Origin of the sequence: Arthrobacter sp. 179, assembly GCF_052379645.1 — a bacterium.
In the GTDB taxonomy this organism is placed as follows: Bacteria; Actinomycetota; Actinomycetes; order Actinomycetales; family Micrococcaceae; genus Arthrobacter_H.
Genome location: NZ_JBQSYU010000004.1, coordinates 115,734 through 131,422, shown reverse-complemented (window position 1 = coordinate 131,422; position 15,689 = coordinate 115,734). Strand labels below are relative to the sequence as shown.

Here is a 15,689-nt window from a genome sequence, read left to right as displayed (position 1 = left end):
CATCGATCTGCTTAGTTGATCGCTTCGGCGATCGGGGTGTCACCGTCATAGAAGTTGACTGTGCGGCCAATCGCAGCCCCGTCCGAGAGCACGTGGGCCAGGACCTCGGCTACGTTCTCGCGGGAGGTCACGGCTTCATCGCCCGCGGGCGCCTGGCCGGCGATCGTGCCCTCGAAATCAGCGATCGTAATCTTTCCGCTGGCCGGCTCCAAGGTGAGCCGTCCGGGGCCAAGGATCGTGAAATCCAGACCTGTCTGCCGCAGATGGGCATCCGCATCATGCTTGGCCTGCGCGTAGGGATGGAACGAGTCCTCCGGATCGAGCCGGTCGGCATCAACACCTGCGCCGGCATAGGAGACCATCACGAATCGCTTGACGCCGGCTGCTTCGGCGGCATCCATGGTACGGGCCGCCGCTTCGAAGTCGACCGAGCGTGTGCGTTCGGGGCTACCGCCGCCGGCTCCGGCGGAGAAGACCACGGCCTGCGCACCGGAGAACGCCTGCGTCAACGCCTCGGCGTCAGCATTCTCCAGGTCGAGAACAACCGGGCTGGCCCCGGCGGCTTCGATGTCGCCCCTTTGATCCGCGGAACGGATCACGGATTCGACGGCGTACCCCGCGTCCTTGAGCTTGGGCGCCGCCAGAAGGGCGATCTTTCCATGACCGCCCAGGACAATGACGCGACCTTTATCTGCTGTTGACACGAAAACCTCCGATTGCGCCGATTCGGCGCCGAGAGCGTCCGTCGCTCCGCCCATGATCGGGTTTCAGACGACGGCTTCCGCTGGGTACAACGTCGTGGGGAGCCGTATATTCCTCATCGGCCTGGCGCTACCGTCCTGGAGCGTGTGCAGGCCGGCAGCGGGCCGGTCCCGAAGTGCAGACTCCGGTCGACCACACGGGCCACTTCGTTCGTCAGCGAACGACCTGCATGTTGAGGGCCGTGGTGCCCAGCGCGTCCGTGAGATACGCCCACATGATGAAGTAGTGCTCCGGCCCCTTGGCGGTCTCGATCCCGCCCAGGTCCACGATGGATTCCGAGGTCCAGCCCAGTTCCCCCAAGGAGTGACGTCGTCCGATCTTTGGCCCCGACATTATCTCCGGAGAGGAAGATGCTGCTCGGCTCCAGCAGGGAGGGGTTCACGAAGATTTTGCCGGCGCAGGTGTTCATCGTCTTGACGACTTGTGCCTGGGGAAGCATCTCCTGCAGCTTTTCGCCGAGGCTGGAGCCCGGGTACAGGTGGTTGAATCCGGAGGTGGCGGCGTTGGCAACGTCGATGAGTAGTTTTCCGCTGAAAGCGGCCGAATCCAGCTGACCGAGTAGTTCCACGGACGCGGCCCCCGGCGTCGCGTTCACGATCACCTCGGCATCTCGGGCCGTCGCTTCCAGGGTAGCGACAGGGAAAGGGAGCCCCGTGCGTGACTCCGGCTGTCGCGAGCCCAGGGTTACTTCGTGTCCGACGTCGATGCATCCGCCCGCGAGGGCCTGCGCGACACTGCCCGTCCCCAATATCCCAATCTTCATGACTGCCGCTTCTTTCCCGTGGCCGATCCAACATCCATGGGTCAGCGTACGTCGGTCAGGGCCCGGTTTCCGCACTCAAGCCCCCTTCGGGGACGTTCTTGCCACCAGGGCCGCGAGGCGCGCTGCTCCGGGTAATCGACGCGCGGCCGGCTCCGGGGCGGCAGACCGGACAACGGTTCACCAGCGGGGCACCGAGCCACGGTAGCGCCCGTAGTCTGCTCCGAACCTCGCTTTCAATGCCTTTTCTTCGAGGGGGATCTGCACGCGGCCCATGACCAGGACGAACGCTGCCATCGGCAGCACGGCGACGGCGGACCGACGCAGGATCGCGTGGGCAGCCAGCAGGCCGGCCATGCCGAGGTACATCGGATTCCTGGTCAGCCGGTTCGGTCCCCGGACCACCAGCGACGTGGCGGCCTCCACGTCGACCGGATCGAAGCTGGTGCGCTGGCGTCGGAACTCCCATAAGCTGCCCACGACGAGGGATCCCGAGGCCAGTGAAAGAACAGCGGCCACGGTGGCCGAGGTCGGTGTCACCGCACGCTGGCGCATCAGCAGGTATTGCCCTGTAAGGCAGATAGCCAACGTGGTGGGAGGAACCGGGACCTTGCTCATTTCTTCACTCCTGTCGGGGTTTCACTGCGGCTAGCAACCGTGTTCCCAGTAGAGCAATCCCTGCTGTCCGAAACCACCCCTTGGCAGCCTCAGGTCCCGGCGGGCTGCCTTCCCCGGCGGCTGATCCGGAAAACTACGACGTGGACAACGATTTGCACCGCCAGTAATACCGCGCCAGAGAACGCCTCGGGCCACCCCATCAGATAGCCGGCTTGCAGCGTCCCGATTCCACTGGCGACGGGATAGAACAACGGCCACAGGATCAAGAGGTTCCGCACAAATGCGAAAACGATGCCGAAAAGCACCGCGAACAGGCCGAAGCCGATGGCTTGTGCGAAAGGAACCGAGCCGACATGCTGCAGCGCTAACCCGATTCCGGTCAGCAGAATCGCTGGCAGCCAGCCGAAAGCACGTTCCCAGCGAAGGAACAACCAGCCGAAGACGAAGAACGGTTCCTACAAAACCACGAGGTTCGCCATGAGCTGCGGTACGGCGGGCACTCCCTGTTCGGCAGCCACATGGAACAGCTGGAACGCAGGGCCCCTCCCAGGACGAGCGAGATGATGAGCGACAGTGCAAGGAACCAGAGATGGATGCCGAGTCCTTCCAGCCCATCGCGTCATCGTTGTAGAACGATGAGTGCCGGGATGTGCGTTCCCGCGACAACGATTCCGCCCATGAGGAATCAGTCGTTGCACGTGGTGCCGGCCCAATAGCAGCCCCAGAACACCAGAAGCGTGCCCAGAGCCATCAGGGAGTATCGGCATCAGGATTCCAGACAACAACCGGCCTACGGGACGGAAGAACAGGGCTGGGAGCGCCCGTTCCGGGCCGAGGAGCCGGAGCCCTGAACTCTGACACGCACACTTCCTTCGAATGACCTGGGGCAAGTACCCCCAGAGTTAGTAGGCAAGGCCCTCTCTCGTCACCATCGTAGAGCCCGGCGCGTGAAGCATGCTCGAGACTGATACGGATGTCGACGGCGTCGCCATGGCGCAGGACAAGGAGACGGTCCCTGCCTGATGAAGCCGTGCATCAGGGCCGTGTGCACAACGCCGGGGTTCCGTGGGGAGAGGTCACTCGCCTGGAGCTGGCTTCGGCCCGAGACTTCGCAGGCCGGCACAACACCGGTCAACTAGCCGTGGCGCAGAAGGCGGGGCAGGCAGTTCCGCCTCTATGACTCCGACGAAACGATAGTTCCATCACCATCCAACAGCCTCACGATCTCATCGTGCAGTCGCCTATCGGACTGATCAAGCCCGTCGAGAACTTCACCGATGGTGACTTCGCTCTGCCGAACCTCACGGGTCTCCGCCCGGGTGATGAAAAGATGTGAGTAGTCGACCGACGCCCCAGCCACCGTCTGCCTCCAGTTCGGGTCCTGCTCGTTCGCGAACCAGGCAGAGGGGCCGAACTTGAGCTGCAGCTGACATTCTCCGAAGTCAGTTCCTCCTCCGGGCACCTCAAAATTGACCGTCCATTCGTATATCCCGGCATAACGTGCACTTACCTCTTGCACGTATTCGGGGCCGAACGTTGCGTTCAGTTGGTCTTTCAGGACGTTGGCAGCGAAGAGGCGCGCCTGCAACTTCAGTCTCTTCAGGAGTTCACGGCCCTCACCGAAACGCTCACGCGCTTGAACTGCCAGATCGTTCGCGAACTTTTCCGCCTCCACGTCCTGCCACTTGCCCTGATACCTCCTCGCTTCTCCCGTCGCGCACATCGCGACGACGAAGCCGACCACATCCTGCTCTTCCACGAGTCCCCTCCCGTTCGAAAATTTCTGACTCATCTGGTCAAGGAACGAATAGGCCTCCGGGTTCCGTTGGCGGTAGCCGGGATCGCGATCGATCACTCCGCGAAGCCGCTCGATCAACAGGCTGTAGGTGAGAACCGGGGCGTTCTTCCAGCCTTGGGTCTGAAGCGTTTCATCCCGGTCTCGGCAGAGGAGCACGACGGCGCCCCTCCGTCCGTCGCGTCGGCTGTATTTAAGATATCCCTCGTAACTATGGCCATGCCCGTCGGAGGTGAAGTAATTCTCAACGACGAGCACCGCGGCATCGCTCTCGAGAACCATATCGGCGATGTCTGCCGGCTCATCCGCCACAGCAGTGTTCACTTCCTGCCGGACCCAGTAGCCGGCGTCCGGAAGCGGTTCAGCGCCGGTCTTCTGACGATTAACTTCGTCGATGAGGATTTTCATGAAGGCGTCGCCGAGTCGGTGGGAACCTTCGACCTCCAGAAGCCACGTGAAGACGTTGGAGATCTGTTTCTCGTGGAGTCCGTGGTGCATCACGTCGAAGACATTGAACCCTGGCTCCAAGGATCTTCCGAGCACCGGGAGCATGCCCGTCACGAGATCGTTGGTCATCGCGCCTCCTCCGGTGTGTGCGGTCCATGGCTTCGCGATCGTATCCCGCCCAAAGCTTGGCAGTATCCCCGGCACCCGTCCCATGGGCGTGGCCCATGGACGCCTCGTGACGGGTCCTCCCTACGAATGTCATCGGGGGTTGTTACGTCGCAGCTCTGCTCATCGCAGCGTCGTGCAACCGGCCCGCCTCTATTGAATAGACCTGGTCGCATGCCGAAGAACGGGCGGGATCCGGCCCTGCGTTGACCCGCTGCCAGCTCATGGGTGAGTGTGAACTGTCTGGCCAAACATCCAGTGAGCCGTGTTGATCAGTTCCATCACGGCGCCCTCTGGCATCCCTTCCACCCCGGGGACATATAACCAGCGGTGGCGGCGGCTCCAGAACGGCCCCACGGCTGGTGAGATGCGCCCGCGCAATTGCCGAGGCATCCGTTGATTCACATTGACGAGCCCCAACTGCGTCAACGGCATCACGGCGCGAAGGGTGTAACTACCGCTATGCTCGGCGCGCACCATCATGCTTCTGGCTGGCTCGAAGTCCTGCCAGGGAATCGGACCGATACCGCGCAGCGTCATTCCACGAGTTTCAAGCCTGACCTCTTCACGTTCAAGATCAGCGAACTCGAGCTGACGCCGATACGTCGTAATCAGTAGGGCCAGCCCGCCAAAGAGCATGGCGTAGACCGAGATGATGCCGGAAATGGTCGCCCCCGTGACCCGGAGACTCTCGCCGGACAGAACCAAGCCCAAAGCGATGGCCGCACCCAAGCCGACCAGACTCACGAGCCCGATGAGTACCAGGAACAACCATCGTCTCGCTTTCGACCATCCGGCGGGTCTACCCGGCATCGTCACTACCCCGGTGGTCTGTAGCTCTTCCAGTGCCCGAACGAACGCCGTTGAATTCTCCACATCGACTACGCTACAACAAGGCTCCAGGGCAGCCGTCGTAGCTCGCCATATGTACCCTTTTAGAGCGGTAGTCCACGGTGGCATAGTCGGTACCAGCACTGAGGCCGCAGCATCAAAAGTGCTATTCAAACGTCCGCCTCCTCGACACCGATTCCTGTCGTCCGAAGTGACGTGCCCTGACGGCTCGTACCGTGGGCCACCGGGTGCATCCGACTGCGCTCCCCCGGAAATAAACGTTGAAGCTGAAACCAGCCGGGTTCCGGCCCGAAGAAGCCCTGGAAGCTGGAGGTCTCCAGTCCAACCCTCGACGCGCGCAGGATTCACATCCGTCTTTCAGGAAGTCCATTACGCTTGCGTCAGGGCCCGCATCCTCATCACCGGCATGTCCGGTGCCGGGATGTCGACGTTGCTCGAAGAGCTTGCCATTCGGGGACACCTCACCGTTGATACGGACTACGACAACTGGGAGTTGCCGGGAAGCGTCTGGGACGAGTCGAGAATGAGCGACCTCCTGGCCCGGCACGATGATTTGCTGATCTCGGGCACCGTCGAGAACCAGGGAAGGTTCTACGACCGGTTCGACCACGTGGTGCTGCTGAACGCTCCGGTCCAGGCTCTCATCGAGCGTGTCGCCAACAGGACGAACAACCCGTACGGACGCACCAGGGCACAGCAGGATGAAGTGCGCCGGAATCCGAGGGACGTCGAACCACAGCTACGGCGAGGCGCAACCATCGAGCTTGACGGGCGTCGGCCCGTCTCCGACCTGGCCGACGACATCGAAGCACTCCGATCACCCCGTCATTCCGTCGTGCACTCAAGGCGAGCACGAAGTTCGTGCATCAGGGGCCGATGCCGGCCCAGGGACAACGGTGGAACCGGAACGCGGCAATGCGGTGAGGCGAAAGTCGACCGCGTTCCAGCACGGAGCAACCGCTGTTTTATGCCTTGAGTACGTACTGCAGTGTCTGCACCACCTGAGCAGTGGTCTTGCACCAAGCCTGTGCTTCGGCGTCGACCTCCTTGAGCGGATGGACGATGTCTTCGTCGTGCAACGTCATGTATGGCTTGCCCAGAGCTGCGCAGTAGCCGGCATCGAAGGCGGCGTTCCATTGTTTGTACTTATCTCCGAAGCGGACCACCACCAAATCACTCTGTTCAATCAGCGTGCGCGTACGAATGGAGTTGACCTTGGAGGACTGGTGATCACGCCAGAATTGGCTAGAGGTCTCGCCGAGGTGGTCGCCTGCGGCGTCGCTTGCGGGGTGGTCGGTCACCGGCGAGGTGAATTCCACGTCGAGCCCGAGGGCCTCTGCACCACGCTGGATCTCATCACGCCAGTCGGTGTGGATCTCACCGGAAAGATAGACGGAAAAAGTCATGGTTTGATGCTCCTTCATAAATGTCGGTTGGACCTAAAATTGGCCCTTCAGCCAACCTTCCAACAGAACGGCGGAAAGTTCCAACGACCGACAGAAGATGACACGCTCCGGGTTCCCCGCCGCCGCCGTAGGTGGTCAGCCGATAGGTGTCGGATGGTAGAGCGGGAGTCGACCCCGTCACGTCACGGACCACCCTCTGGTCATCTTGTACATCGCATGAACTGTCGACGCACGCCCCAGCCCGATTCACGCCCCCCAGCTAATGGGTGGCTAGGCTGGGTGGATGGCGACAGTTCTTCTCGTGCGGCACGGCCGCACCACAGCTAATGCCACTGGTCTGCTAGCTGGCCGAGCCGCTGGCGTCAGCTTGGACTCGGTCGGGCGTGACCAGGCCGCTCTGACCGGAGAACGGATCGCGCCCGTCCCCATTGCCGGGGTGGTATCGAGCCCACTTGAGCGTTGTCGGGAAACCACCGAAATCATCCTCGAGCGCCAGACCGGCACACCGGGCACGGTGGTCGATCAAGCCCTAACAGAGTGCGATTATGGCCAATGGCAGGGCCGCGCGCTCAGTGATCTCGCGTCCGAGGAGTTGTGGCCGTTGGTACAGACCCAACCGTCCGCCGTCGTCTTCCCCGACGGTGAGTCAATGGCAGAAATGCAGGCCCGGTCAGTGGCAGCAATTCGCCGCCATGATGCGGCCTTCGAAGCCGCGTACGGCCAGGAAGCCGTATGGGTGGCGGTCAGCCACGGTGACGTCATCAAGTCAATCCTTGCCGATGCGCTTGGCATGCATCTTGACCTGTTTCAGCGTATTAACGTCGGCCCCGCCTCTGTATCGATCGTGCACTACGGAACGAGTCGGCCGAACGTCTACGCGACCAACACCAACGCGGGTGATCTATCGTGGCTGACTACCAACACTCTTTCTGGTGATGCCCCGGTGGGCGGCGGTGCAGGACAGAAGGCCCCATGAACCATATGCGCCTAGAATACTGACATGGCTACACGTGTTCACGAATTCGACTGGCCCGATCGGGTCGTCGTTGGCACCCTTGGCCTTCCGGGGGCGCGTACGTTCTACCTGCAGGTGCGTGCGGGGACGCAGATCATCAGCATTGCGCTCGAGAAGCAGCAGTCTGCTCTGCTCGCGGAGAAGATCGACGAAATCCTCGACCAGCTCATCACCATCGATGGCAACCCCTTCAGTGTTCCCACGAACACTCCCGTTGAACTAGTCGATAATGACCAGCTCGAGGTCGTCCAGGAGCAGTTCCGTACCGGAGCTGTGGGCCTGGGCTGGGACCCGACCACGGCCCAAATCGTCATGGAGGCTTACCCCATCACCGATGCTGATGCTGATGGCAACGGCGAATGGCTCGTCGAGGAAGGCACTGACGAGCCCGAAATGCTTCGGGTGCGAATTCCGGTCGGCAGCGCCCGTGCATTCACCAAGCGCACCCGCGAGATCGTCGGGGCCGGTCGTCCGATATGCCCGTTCTGTGGTTATCCCATGGACGCAGACGGGCACAACTGTCCCTCCCCCGAGGTCTGATGGCGACGCCGGACCTCGCGACAGCCGAGCTGACTCTGACCGGTCGCATCACGACGGCGTCCAACGCTACGTTCCTCGGCACCATCGGCAATGTAGTGGTTGTCTATAAGCCGATAGCTGGCGAAACTCCGCTCTGGGATTTTCCGCAGGGCCTCTTGGCTCATCGGGAAGTGGCCGCATATCTGGTCTCGCAGGCCCTCGGCTGGGACATCGTGCCACGCACCTGGCTGCGTGATGGGCCGATGGGTGAAGGAATGGTGCAGCTCTGGCAGGAGCGGGACCGAACCCAAAACGCTGTGGACCTGGTCGCAACGGACCAGGTTCCGGAGACCGGCTGGAAACAGGTTCTCGAGGGGCGTGATGAGAGCGGACGGATAATCGCGCTCGTCCACGAAGACTCGCCTGCCCTCAGACGCATGGCGGTGTTCGACATCATCGTCAACAACGCCGACCGCAAAGGAGATCACATTCTTGCCATGGCTGACGGCCATCGGCACGGTGTGGACCATGGGCTCACCCTCCACAGCGACCACAAACTGCGGACGGTGCTGTGGGGGTGGCTGGGAGAAGCCCTCACCGCCGATGAACGAGACGGCATAGGTCGGGTCAGCGAAGGGCTACAGGGCGGTCTGGGCCAGGAACTGGTGGACTTGCTCAGCGTCGAGGAACTGGCATCTCTCGCGGCACGTTGCACACGGTTGCTCTCAGAGGGCCGGTTTCCATCCCCACGCGGTGAGATGTCCGCGGTGCCTTGGCCCCTTTTCTAAGGCGCCCCCACTGGCCCCGCAAGCTGAGCCACCCGAAAGTGAAGCCGCACAAGGAGCACGGCATTATTGCGACGCACCACGGGTGGAAATATGTGGGTGGCCGTCACGAACATATGTTCCTGGCGGCCACCGCTGTAAGTTTCAGGCCGGCCGGTACCTAGACGTTGAATCGGAAGTCGACGACGTCGCCGTCCTTCATGATGTATTCCTTGCCTTCGATACGTGCCTTGCCGGCGGCCTTGGCGGCAGCGGTTGACCCGGCAGCGACCAGGTCTTCGAAACCAATGATTTCGGCCTTGATGAATCCTCGCTGGAAGTCGGTGTGGATGACTCCGGCTGCCTGAGGCGCGGTGGCCCCCTGCGGGATCGTCCAGGCACGTGATTCCTTCGGGCCTGCCGTCAAATAAGTCTGCAGCCCCAAGGTGTTGAACCCGACGCGGGCCAACTGATCCAGGCCGGACTCCTCATAGCCGGCGTCGGCCAGCATCTCCGCGGCTTCGTCCTCTTCGAGTTCGACCAGGTCGGATTCGAACTGGGCATCCAGGAAGATCGCCTCGGCCGGAGCCACGAGTTCACTCAGTCGGGTGCGCAGGGCCTCGTCGGCGAGGGCTTCTTCGTCCATGTTGAAGACGTAGATGAATGGCTTGGTGGTCATGAGCTGCAGCGAAGCGATCTCGGCGAGATCGAGCTTGGCTGCTGCGGCGCCGGCGTAGAGCGTGGTGCCCGTTTCCAGCACTTCCTGCGCCGTCTTGATGGCTGCCAGCAACGAGGCGTCGGCCTTCTTGGCCTTGACTTCCTTCTCCAGCCGCGGCAGCTGGTTTTCAATCGTCTGCATGTCGGCCAGGATCAGCTCCGTGGCGACGGTGTCGATGTCTCCGGCGGGGTCGATTTCTCCGTTGACGTGGACCACGTCAGGATCAGCAAACGCCCGGGTGACCTGGCAGATGGCGTCTGCTTCGCGGATGTTGGCCAGGAACTTATTGCCCAGCCCCTCCCCCTCGGAGGCGCCCTTGACGATTCCGGCGATGTCCACGAACGACACCGTTGCCGGCAGGATGCGCTCGGATCCGAAGATCCCGGCGAGGACCTTCAGCCGCTCATCCGGCAGGGGGACGACGCCGACGTTGGGCTCGATCGTGGCGAACGGGTAGTTCGCCGCGAGAACCTGCGCGCGGGTCAGTGCATTGAACATGGTTGACTTGCCGACATTGGGCAGTCCGACGATTCCGATAGTAAGTGCCACGGGAGACAACTCTACCTGCCGCAATGTGTCGGCGCGGACTGGCACAGTGGACCCATGGACGCTTTTGCATGGGTTGTGTCGACTCTCACGTTGTTATTGGGCCTGGTTCTCGGGGCTTTCGGCCTCTGGATGCTCGGGCTCAGGGACCGTTTTTCCGTCCTCAATCACGAGAACCGCAGGGCCACGCAGGAACTCGCCACCGCCGAATCGGCGTTGGCGACCGCACACAGCCACATTGATTCGCTCCAGTCCCGGCAGGACGCTGAACGCCAACGCGACGGCGACGAACGGAAGGTGCTGCAGGTGTTGGCTCCCGTGGCGGAGAAGCTCCAGCAGGTCCAGCAGCAGGTGACGGTCCTCGAACGTGACCGGGTCGAGCAATACGGCCAGCTCAGCCAGCAGTTGAACATGGCAGCCGAGCAGGACGCCGCCATTTTGAGGACGACGTCGTCACTGGCCGGGGCCTTGCGCAACACGTCGGCGCGGGGCACCTGGGGCGAGGTCCAGCTACGCCGGGTGGTGGAAGCAGCGGGGATGCTGTCCCGGGTGGATTTCAACGAGCAGGTCACCACGTCCGACGGCAAGCGCCCCGACATGGTCATCACCCTGCCCGGCGGCAAATCCGTCGTTGTCGATTCAAAGGTCCCGCTCAATTCCTACCTATTGGCCCAGGAGATTGATCTCCTGGCGGAACCGTCACGGGAGGCCGAACGGCGGACGCTGCTCGAAGCCCATGCCAAGGCCCTGCGGGCGCATGTCGACGATCTGGGGTCGAAGGCCTATTGGGAATCCCTGGCCGCCAGCCCTGAATTGGTGGTCTGCTTCCTACCGGCGGAATCCTTCCTCGCCGCAGCAGTCACCAGTGATCCGGAGCTCCTCGATCATGCGTTCTCCAAGAACGTCGCCCTAGCCGCACCGGCCACGTTGCTCTCCATCCTCAAGGGCTTGTCCTTCGCCTGGCGCCAGGAATTGCTCACGGAAAACGCCAGGGCCCTCTTCGACGAATCCAAGGACCTTTACAACCGCTTGGGCACGTTGGGATCCCATGTGACGAAGTTGGGATCCTCGCTGAAGTCCAGCGTTGAACGCTACAACTCGTTCGTCGGAACCCTTGAGTCCAGGGTCCTGCCCTCGGTACGTCGGATCCAGAACCTGGACCCGGGCCATGGGTTGTCCTCCACCGATGGAGCCGGGCTGTCCGTGCCGTCCCTGGAGTCCACTCCCCGGGTCCTCAGTGCCAGTGAGCTCCTGCAGGCCGAGCGGCCCACGCAGGAGCAGCCCGCGGAACCACGCAGCGGGGCAGGTGCCTAGACGGCAGGATCCGATGCCGCACGCCGGGCCCCGTGGGGGAATCGTCCACAATGTTGCGTACGGTGGATTTCCGCCTAATCGCACGGCGGCCGGGGCCGGTCGCATCGAGCGCCTATTTCCCCGGGACGTTCCCAGGATCCCCGGCAGGTCCGTCGAAGTCCGCCATCGGTACCTTCGAGCGGGTTGGTCCATTGGATGAGGGCGGCACCCCGCTCCGGGTCCGCCACTTCCGTACCGCCCGCATCGAAGACGTGCGCCTTGGTGCCGTTCGATGCGGTCATGACGTGCTTCTCGTGCGGCGCAGGTACGCCTAGTTCGCGGTTCCGTGCCCGCCAAGTCCGGTCGAGGTGTCGCCGGCTTCCTTGAGCTTGGCCCGCAGTTCCTTGGGCAGCGAGAAGATGATGTCCTCCTGCGCGGTGACGATCTCCTCGACGGGACCGAACCCGTAATCGGCGAGTAGTTCGAGCACCTCGTAGACGAGGACTTCGGGAACCGAGGCGCCCGAAGAGATCCCCACGCTGGAGATGCCTTCGAACCATGCCTCGTCGATCTCATGGGCGAAGTCGACCCGGTGGGCGTATTTGGCCCCGTATTCAAGGGCGACCTCGACCAGACGCACGGAGTTGGAGGAGTTGGACGAGCCAACGACGATCACCAGTTCCGCCTCGGGGGCGATCTTCTTGATCGCCGTCTGGCGGTTGGAGGTGGCATAGCAGATATCGTCACTGGGCGGATCCTGGAGTTTCGGGAACCGCTCGCGCAGGATATCCACCATTTCCAGCGTCTCGTCGACCGACAAGGTCGTCTGCGAGAGCCAGATCAGGTGCTCCGGATCCTCGACTTCGACGGTACGGGCCTCCGCCGGGTTGTTCACGATCGTGATGCTCTCCGGGGCCTCCCCGTAGGTCCCTTCGACCTCTTCGTGGTCGGCATGGCCGATGAGCAGGATGTGGTTCTTGGCCTTGGCGAACCGGACGGCTTCGCGGTGGACCTTGGTGACCAGGGGGCAGGTCGCGTCGATGGTCCGCAGATTGCGGTCTTCGGCGGACTGGACGACGGCGGGGCTCACCCCGTGGGCCGAGAACACGACGAGCGCGCCTTCGGGGACCTCGTCGGTCTCCTCGACGAAGATGGCTCCGCGTTCCTCCAATGTGGACACGACGTGGACGTTGTGCACGATCTGTTTACGGACATACACCGGGGCCCCATAATGTTCCAGGGCCTTTTCCACGGCGATCACCGCCCGATCAACGCCGGCGCAATAACCCCGCGGGGCGGCCAGAAGGACCCTCTTGGGTCCCTCAACGGGGGCAACGGCGGCTACCTCCTCGGGCGAACGACGACGACGGGGCACCTGTGGCATGGGCACGGAAACCGGGGCGGCAGAACTGATGGACATGCCATCCATGCTATCCGTTCCTGCCACGACCCACGAGGAGCCGGATCACAACCCCGCCAATCAGGACCACTACCCCACCCACCAGTGAGGCCGTTCCGACGCCCTGCACCTGCTCCGCCAGCCCGGTCATGATCCGGGATCCGGCCACCGCGCCCAGCCCCTCCGAGGCCTGGACCGCGCCGTCCGGGGCGAGACGCTCCGCCAGGATCAACAGGGCCGCCGACCAGAGGCAGACGACCGCTCCTCCCAGGGCGACGACCCCTCCCCGGGACCGGGGCCGGGCCAGCACCAGTCCGGCTAATGCCAGGATCGCCGAGCCAACGGCGGCCCATCCCCAGGAACCAGCCAGCCATACCGTCGTGGCCACCCGTTGCGCCACCGTCGGATCGGCGGACGGGAGATCCAGGGGAACGGAGGCAGTGATGTCCTGGCCCAGCGAATCGATCACCAGCCCCAGCCCCACCCCGGGGGCCGCCTCCTTGAGGCCCTCGACGCCGAGATCGACCACGGGGCCGAGTTCAAGGGTGGCCGGCGCCGTTTCCGCCGCGCCGTTCCGCACCGCGGAGAGCCGATCCACATAGGCCTGTCGGGATTCATCGATGCTTTCAAGCCAGGCCGGCTCGAAACCTTCACTGTCCAGCACCACCTCCACGGCCCGTGCACTGGCCTTGTTCAGCGGCTCGACCAACATCTCGGGTACTTCGATGCTGCCGGGAAGGGCCTCGTGGATTCCATCGATCATCACCTGCGGCAGTGCGTCCCTGACGTCCTGGTCTGTGGGGAGGCCCCCGGCGATCTCACGGGCCGGTCCGGCGGTGTGTGCGATTCGATCGATGGAGGATCCGGTGACGGCCCCGCCAGCCAGAAGCGCCGACAGGATCATGAGCACCACGGGTCCGATGGAGCGCACGGCCTCCCCTTCCCGGATGGTTTGCCTCGGCACGCCCGGCCGGGCGTACGCCATTTATCCCAGCCTACTGGTATGCATGTACATGGGCCCGGACGACTGCCGGAGCCGCAACGAGACCGGGGAGCAAGAGCCGTGGAGAACCCGAACCCGTCCGCCGCCGCGGGACGGCAGCCCGATGGCGGAGCCATCTTGCCCCCGATGGCCGGTGACACCAGCCCCGACGCCCCCTGGCCGCTGCGGGTCTTCTCCGAAAAGCTCAAGCAGCATGTCGAACGGGCGCCGGCGGCCTGGATCGAAGGCCAGCTCCTCGAAGCCAATGTCCGCAACGGCCACGCCTATCTGACCATGCGCGATGTCGACGTCGAATATTCACTCTCGGTCAACGTCTGGTCCTCGGTGATGCGCCGGCTGGAGACCAAACCCGAGGTCGGCTCCCGGGTGGTGGCCCGGGTGGCCCCGAACCTTTATCTGAAGACCGGCCGCCTGTCGATGATCGCCTCGGACGTGCGGCCCGTCGGGTTGGGCGATCTGCTCGCCCGGCTCGAACGGCTGCGCCATGCCCTGGCCGGAGAGGGACTCTTCGACCCGTCCCGGAAACTCCGGCTTCCGCTGCTACCGCAACGGATCGGTTTGATCACAGGGCGTGACTCGGACGCGGAAAAGGACGTCATCCGCAATTCCACGCTGCGCTGGCCGGCCGTGGACTTCACGGTTCGCAACACCGCGGTGCAGGGGGTCAATGCCGTTCCCGAAGTCATCGCCGCGCTCCGGGAGCTCGATGCCGACCCGGAGGTCGATCTGATTGTCATCGCCCGCGGTGGCGGTGCGCTGGAGGATCTATTGCCCTTCAGCGCCGAGGAACTCGTCCGTGCGGTCGCCGCGGCGACGACGCCTGTGGTCAGCGCGATCGGACACGAAGCCGATCGGCCGATCCTCGACGACGTGGCCGATTTGCGGGCCTCCACGCCCACGGACGCCGCCAAGCGGATCGTCCCGGATCTGGCCGAGGAGTTGCAGGGGATCGAGCAGGCCCGGCAGCGGCTGGACCGCTCGGTGGTGTTGTTCCTGGACCGTGCGTCCCACCAGCTCGAATCCCTGCGTACCCGGCCGGTCCTTTCCCATCCGGAGGGCATGGTGCAGGTCAGGAGCGAGGACCTGGAGCGTCTGCGTGAAAGATCGCATCGTTCCATCGATACGTTGGTGCGGCGCGGGCGTGATGCCGTGGCGCATCTGCGGGCCCAGGTCAGGGCACTGTCACCGCAACAGACCCTGGACCGGGGGTATGCGGTCGTCCAGACAGCCCACGGTGCCGTGGTCCGCTCCCCCGCCGATGCTCCCCCCGACACCGAGCTGGCCATCCGGCTGGCCCGGGGGAAACTCACCGCCGTCGTCCTGTCGGGGCAGGACGACGACCAGGACACGATGCACGACAGGAAGGCACCACAATGACAGAGACGGACTCCACCGGCGATATCGCAGCGCTGAGCTACGAACAGGCCCGTGAGGAACTGGTGGCCGTGGTGGCCCAGCTCGAAGCAGGCGGGGCCAGCCTCGAGCAGTCGTTGGCCCTCTGGGAGCGTGGCGAGGCGCTGGCCGCCCGCTGTGAGGCCTGGCTCGAAGGCGCCCGGGAACGCCTGGACGCCGCCCGCAACCGGGCCGGTCGTGGCGACGCCGAGGAGACGGCGGGCAGCTGATCGGC

The 15,689-nt window shown here is 63.7% G+C and carries 17 protein-coding genes and 1 pseudogene; 7 read left to right on the top strand and 11 right to left on the bottom strand.

Features of this window, described 5'->3' with window-relative positions:
• Positions 1 to 11: 11 nt before the first annotated feature.
• From ACT3UE_RS04165 to ACT3UE_RS04135, 7 genes and pseudogenes are all read right to left on the bottom strand, one after another.
• Positions 12 to 704 carry an SDR family oxidoreductase gene (locus tag ACT3UE_RS04165; protein ID WP_444555757.1) on the bottom strand — a complete coding sequence of 231 codons (693 nt, stop codon included), beginning with the start codon at positions 702 to 704 and terminating at the stop codon, positions 12 to 14.
• A 211-nt stretch (positions 705 to 915) separates the two neighbouring features.
• Entirely contained in the window at positions 916 to 1,095 is a 180-nt protein-coding gene (locus ACT3UE_RS04160) for a hypothetical protein (protein ID WP_444555763.1), read from the bottom strand.
• Between the two features lie 181 nt (positions 1,096 to 1,276).
• Positions 1,277 to 1,525, bottom strand: a pseudogene (locus tag ACT3UE_RS04155) (NAD(P)-binding domain-containing protein); the annotation flags it as partial.
• Positions 1,526 to 1,702: 177 nt separating this feature from the next.
• Positions 1,703 to 2,140 carry a methyltransferase family protein gene (locus tag ACT3UE_RS04150; protein WP_444555758.1) on the bottom strand — a complete coding sequence of 146 codons (438 nt, stop codon included), beginning with the start codon at positions 2,138 to 2,140 and terminating at the stop codon, positions 1,703 to 1,705.
• Positions 2,141 to 2,229: 89 nt separating this feature from the next.
• Positions 2,230 to 2,571: a hypothetical protein gene (locus tag ACT3UE_RS04145; protein ID WP_444555759.1), complete on the bottom strand. Its 342-nt coding sequence runs from the start codon at positions 2,569 to 2,571 to the stop codon at positions 2,230 to 2,232.
• 743 nt (positions 2,572 to 3,314) lie between these two features.
• Entirely contained in the window at positions 3,315 to 4,511 is a 1,197-nt protein-coding gene (locus ACT3UE_RS04140; protein ID WP_444566286.1) for a PD-(D/E)XK nuclease family protein, read from the bottom strand.
• A 258-nt stretch (positions 4,512 to 4,769) separates the two neighbouring features.
• Positions 4,770 to 5,423: a hypothetical protein gene (locus ACT3UE_RS04135; RefSeq protein ID WP_444555761.1), complete on the bottom strand. Its 654-nt coding sequence runs from the start codon at positions 5,421 to 5,423 to the stop codon at positions 4,770 to 4,772.
• A 49-nt stretch (positions 5,424 to 5,472) separates the two neighbouring features.
• Between ACT3UE_RS04135 and ACT3UE_RS04130 the strand changes: the two genes are divergently transcribed.
• Positions 5,473 to 6,375 carry an AAA family ATPase gene (locus ACT3UE_RS04130; RefSeq protein ID WP_444561370.1) on the top strand — a complete coding sequence of 301 codons (903 nt, stop codon included), beginning with the start codon at positions 5,473 to 5,475 and terminating at the stop codon, positions 6,373 to 6,375.
• Here ACT3UE_RS04130 and ACT3UE_RS04125 read toward each other — a convergent pair.
• Entirely contained in the window at positions 6,365 to 6,805 is a 441-nt protein-coding gene (locus ACT3UE_RS04125) for a YtoQ family protein (RefSeq protein ID WP_444566285.1), read from the bottom strand. The genes ACT3UE_RS04130 and ACT3UE_RS04125 overlap by 11 nt on opposite strands.
• Positions 6,806 to 7,088: 283 nt before the next feature.
• Between ACT3UE_RS04125 and ACT3UE_RS04120 the strand changes: the two genes are divergently transcribed.
• From ACT3UE_RS04120 to ACT3UE_RS04110, 3 genes are read left to right on the top strand one after another with little or no spacing between them, the layout of a single operon-like run.
• Positions 7,089 to 7,781, top strand: coding sequence for a histidine phosphatase family protein (locus ACT3UE_RS04120; protein WP_444566284.1), 693 nt, complete (start codon positions 7,089 to 7,091; stop codon positions 7,779 to 7,781).
• Positions 7,782 to 7,805: 24 nt separating this feature from the next.
• Entirely contained in the window at positions 7,806 to 8,360 is a 555-nt protein-coding gene (locus ACT3UE_RS04115) for a DUF3090 domain-containing protein (protein ID WP_444554219.1), read from the top strand.
• A complete protein-coding gene (locus ACT3UE_RS04110) occupies positions 8,360 to 9,127 on the top strand; it encodes an SCO1664 family protein (RefSeq protein WP_444554220.1) in 768 nt (255 codons plus the stop codon). Before ACT3UE_RS04115 ends, ACT3UE_RS04110 begins: the two co-directional genes overlap by 1 nt.
• Before the next feature lie 157 nt (positions 9,128 to 9,284).
• Here ACT3UE_RS04110 and ychF read toward each other — a convergent pair whose 3' ends face one another.
• Positions 9,285 to 10,370 (bottom strand): redox-regulated ATPase YchF, encoded by a 1,086-nt coding sequence (ychF, locus tag ACT3UE_RS04105; protein ID WP_444566283.1) that lies wholly within the window; start codon positions 10,368 to 10,370, stop codon positions 9,285 to 9,287.
• Positions 10,371 to 10,424: 54 nt separating this feature from the next.
• On the opposite strand from ychF, the gene ACT3UE_RS04100 reads away from it, so the two are divergent.
• Complete coding sequence (locus ACT3UE_RS04100) at positions 10,425 to 11,681, top strand: DNA recombination protein RmuC (protein ID WP_444566282.1); 1,257 nt, start codon at positions 10,425 to 10,427, stop codon at positions 11,679 to 11,681.
• Between the two features lie 310 nt (positions 11,682 to 11,991).
• Here the strand turns inward: ACT3UE_RS04100 and ACT3UE_RS04095 are convergent, their stop codons facing one another.
• Positions 11,992 to 13,080 (bottom strand): 4-hydroxy-3-methylbut-2-enyl diphosphate reductase, encoded by a 1,089-nt coding sequence (locus ACT3UE_RS04095; protein WP_444554224.1) that lies wholly within the window; start codon positions 13,078 to 13,080, stop codon positions 11,992 to 11,994.
• A gap of 10 nt (positions 13,081 to 13,090) precedes the next feature.
• Positions 13,091 to 14,044 (bottom strand): hypothetical protein, encoded by a 954-nt coding sequence (locus ACT3UE_RS04090; RefSeq protein ID WP_444554225.1) that lies wholly within the window; start codon positions 14,042 to 14,044, stop codon positions 13,091 to 13,093.
• Between the two features lie 144 nt (positions 14,045 to 14,188).
• On the opposite strand from ACT3UE_RS04090, the gene xseA reads away from it, so the two are divergent.
• Both xseA and ACT3UE_RS04080 read left to right on the top strand, forming a co-directional pair.
• A complete protein-coding gene (gene xseA, locus ACT3UE_RS04085) occupies positions 14,189 to 15,439 on the top strand; it encodes an exodeoxyribonuclease VII large subunit (protein ID WP_444566301.1) in 1,251 nt (416 codons plus the stop codon).
• Complete coding sequence (locus ACT3UE_RS04080; RefSeq protein WP_444554226.1) at positions 15,436 to 15,684, top strand: exodeoxyribonuclease VII small subunit; 249 nt, start codon at positions 15,436 to 15,438, stop codon at positions 15,682 to 15,684. Before xseA ends, ACT3UE_RS04080 begins: the two co-directional genes overlap by 4 nt.
• The last annotated feature ends 5 nt before the right edge of the window (positions 15,685 to 15,689 follow it).